The organism is uncultured Cytophaga sp., assembly GCF_937863595.1.
GTDB lineage: Bacteria > Bacteroidota > Bacteroidia > Cytophagales > Cytophagaceae > Cytophaga.
Window position 1 is genome coordinate 1 of the sequence record NZ_CALMGQ010000148.1, and the last position, 4286, is coordinate 4286.

A 4286-nucleotide genomic window follows, 5' to 3' on the forward strand; every position below is an offset into this window, starting at 1 on the left:
ACTGCAACGTGGAGTCAAAATGGCGGACTTATGTATTTTGTGGAATGTAACAATGCAGAAAAGGTACGTGCTGTTTTGAGTTTATTTGCAGGAGAAGAGTAAACGAAACATTCTCCATTTATTTTGGGAAAAGGTAATTTTACTCTTTTCGTTTGATATTTTTAATTTTTAACTGTTGTTGGCACAACAACGAGTAGGGGGTATTTTAAATGAGAATGCAATTCACCGCCATGCAGAGATTGTTTAATTGGTATTTTCAAAAGATCTCTGAAAGAAAATGTAGCTGATTTATTTAAGTAGGTGCAGTGATTTTTTAAATAGTATTATTTTATCATCCTTCGATTAAATAATACTCTTACTTGTAATCAAGAGTAAGAGATTTCAGTAATGCCTTAGAGAATAAATAAGTAAAATAACATTCTGGATTTTAGAGGTATATACTTTTTAAAGTGTGCAAATTTCTTCTTATTTGTAATTTTTTTTATAAAAAAGTTACTTTTCGTATTTCAGCTGTGCTTGACATCATATAAACCGTGTATTATATAAAACTGGACACCGTATGAAAAAAATATACTTTCTACTTTACATTATTTTTTGCTATGCATTCACTGGATTGTCACAAAGTCCAGTTGTAAAAGTAGATTTAAACATGAGTGGTAGGAGCGAGTTAGAGTGCAACGATCCAAATTATGTGCCTTGGATTCCAGATAATGCACCGTCTATTTCTAAAACCGTGAGTGGCGTTACATTTACTTTTAAGAAAGCTGGGAATAACGGTTCGGCTTTAAGAGCAACTTATTATAAGGCAGGAGTTCAAGCGCCCTATTATGCGCGTTTGGGTTGCGATGGAATGTTGGTAGATGGCGGAAACGCTGGTGCACAAATAGAATTAACCATTAGTGGACTTGCTACTGGTACACATTCATTTATGGCGTTTCACAATGCAATAGATGATCCAGGTTCTTTTACATTTTCACCAGTTGATGTGTTGGTAAATGGAACAACAACTATAAGTGGTTTGGTAATGTCCAAGCGTGCAGTAACCACAGACGCATTGCAAAGTTCTTATGTAACATTTAATGCTACCGCCGGGAAAAATGTTGTGATTTTATATAAGGCACAAACAAGCGGATCTGCATCAATGAAAAATGTGTATATCAACGGCTTTGAATTGAATACACCTAACGTAAAAAATCAAAGTAAAAATCCCATTCCTACCGATGGTGATTTGCATGTGGATGCGGATTCTAAAACTGCTACATTAAAATGGACGGCTGGAGCCAGTGCCGTTTCGCACCGAATTTATTTTAGTACAGATAAAAGTTGTGTAACAAGTGGAACTACAACTTCTGCTTGTTATATGGGGCAACAGACAGCTACATCATATAATATTGGTAGCTTGTATAGTATGAATACCTATTACTGGAGAGTGGATGAAGTTACATCTTCAGGTGTGGTTACAAAAGGAAATGTTTGGGTGTTTAGTCCAAGGCAATTAGCATTTCCTGGAGCAGAAGGATATGGTCGTTATGCAAAAGGTGGTAGAGGTGGTAAAGTTGTACATGTTACTAATTTGAATGACAGTGGTACTGGTAGTTTACGTGATGCTGTAGAAAATCAAATAGGTCCACGTACCATAGTATTTGATATTGCTGGCATCATTGTATTAAAATCGCGTTTGGTATTAAGTGATGCGAATGTAACAATAGCAGGTCAGACTGCACCTGGCAATGGTATTTGTCTTCGTACTGCACCTTTTGGCTTTACAGGAAATGATGTAATAGCGCGACACATACGTTTGCGTTTAGGTGCAGGTCCTACATACGATGGTATGGGGATGACCGGTGCAAATCATACCATCATGGATCATTGTTCCATTAGCTGGACGATTGATGAGTCGTTCAGTTCACGCAGTGGAAAGAACATTACCTTACAACGAACACTTATTTCTGAAGCATTAAATGCTGCTGGGCATCAAAATTATCCAGCTGGCACTGAACATGGCTATGCAGCAACAATTGGTGGCGATGTTGGAAGTTTCCACCACAATTTGTTAGCGCATAATTATGGTCGCAACTGGAGTATGGGTGGCGGTTTGGATGGGAATAATTATTATGCAGGAAGATTAGATATCACCAATAACGTTGTATATAACTGGGGTGGTCGTACAACAGACGGTGGCGCGATGGAAGTGAATTTTGTTGGTAATTATTATAAACCAGGCGCAGGTTCAAAAATTTTTAATGCCTTATCTATTCAGCATGAAGGTACTGGTTTAGGTACACAACGTGCATATTTTAGTGGCAATGTAATGCCCGGTTATTTTAATGAATCAAATCAAACAGCAGGTAGAACAGAATCTTTTTCAAATGGTGATTATAAAAAATACGAAGCATTTGTGAATGCCGCATTCTTTCCTTCATATGTAACAACACAAAAAGCCTATGATGCATACAAAAGTGTATTGTCGGATGTTGGTGCAAGTCAGCCATTCTTTGATATACATGATAATCGCATGATTACGGAAACATTGAATGGTACCTATACAGTTAAAGGAAGTGTTACAGGAAAACCTGGGTTTCCCGATAAAGAGGCCGATGCAGGTGGCTATGAAAGCTATCCAACAGTATCACGTGCTTCATCTTGGGATTCAGATGGGGATGGAATGCCGAACTTTTGGGAAACAGCGCATGGAACAAATCCAAACTCTGGAGCAGGAAATTTTACAGAATCAAATGAAGATCCAGATCAGAATGGCTATACACGCCTCGAAGATTATTTAAACTGGATGGCAGAACCACATTACTTATTAACCAATGGCTCTACACAAACCATTAATATTACAAATTTATTTAAAGGATATAGCAAAACATCTCCAGTGTACACGAGTGGTTCTGTAACAAACGGAACGGTAGCTATTTCGGGAAGTACAGCAACATTTACTAAAGCAAATTGTGGCATGGCATCTTTTAAACTTACAGTTAAAGATGCAGATGGAGCTACAATGACCAGAACAATCGGTATGTATGTTGAGGGTAATTGTGGGAATCCTCCAGTAGTAAATTTAACAGCACCACTAACAAATACTTCTGTATGTAAAGGTGCTACTCTTGCATTAGAAGCAACAGCAACTACTACAACAGGAACAATCACTAAAGTCGATTTTTACAATGGAACAACATTACTTGGAACAGATAATTCAGCTCCTTATAACTTTAATTACACAGCTTCAACAGCTACTACATTAAGTTTACATGCAATAGCAACAACTAGTTTAGGTATAACTGGAACGTCCAGCACAAATACGATTACTGTAAAAGCATTGCCAACAGCTACTATTAGTAGCTCAGCAGGTACAGTAGTTCCTTACGGTGGTACTATTATTCTGAATGCTTCAACTGGGACGGGTTATACGTATCAATGGAAAAATGGCACAACAAATATTAGTGCTGCAACTGCTTCAACCTATGCAGCTGCGGGCGCTGGTTCGTATTCTGTTGTAATCACATCGAATGGATGTAGTACGAACTCTGCAGCATTTGTATTGACTGCTGATGCACCTCCTAAAAAGTATATTTACAATTATGATAATAGTGGCAATCTAGCTTGGAGTAATACAAACAGTTGGACACCTAAATCAATACCAAGAGCAATTGATACGGTTGTCGTTCGAAGCGGAGAAGTACAGATTAATGATATAACACATATAGCTCCTGTCTATATTGAAACAAATGGAACGCTCCGTTTGGTTTCAGCAAGCTCTTCTATGGATAAAATACACATGCAGGGAGGTACACTGAAAGTATATACGAGTAGTCCAGAATTTGCGCTAACATCAAACATTATTGTTGAAAAGCCATCTACTATTATGGCAGGCTCAGTTGCGGCAACCATATTTACATTGAATGGAACAATTACAGGTAGTGGAGACCTTACTAAAACAAGTGTAGGCAATCTTCGAATAAATAGTTCTGCTACTGGGTTTAAAGGTAATTGGATTGTTACCGAAGGTAAATTACAAATACGTTCAGCAACTGGCTTAGGGGTTTGTGGAGTACAGGTACAAGGTAGTGCCCGACTCGATATTGAAGCACCTGGCGCAAGTATTTACTCTTTGGTTATAGCGAGTACAGCTGGTGTAGATTTAGATCAAAACTTAAATGTAACCGTTGCAGTGTTTGGTCCGGAAAATATTTTTTCAGGTGCGTATAAAAATGCAAACTATCCTAGTTATATCGGTGGTGCAAATACACTTTCAATTTCAAACAGCATCGTTGCAACAAGCG

General features: G+C 37.9%; 1 protein-coding gene. It reads left to right on the forward strand.

Features of this window, described 5'->3' with window-relative positions:
• Positions 1–559: 559 nt before the first annotated feature.
• Positions 560–4286, forward strand: a 3727-nt coding sequence (locus tag Q0543_RS13105) for a thrombospondin type 3 repeat-containing protein (RefSeq protein WP_299253865.1), incomplete at its 3' end; no start/stop codon positions are given.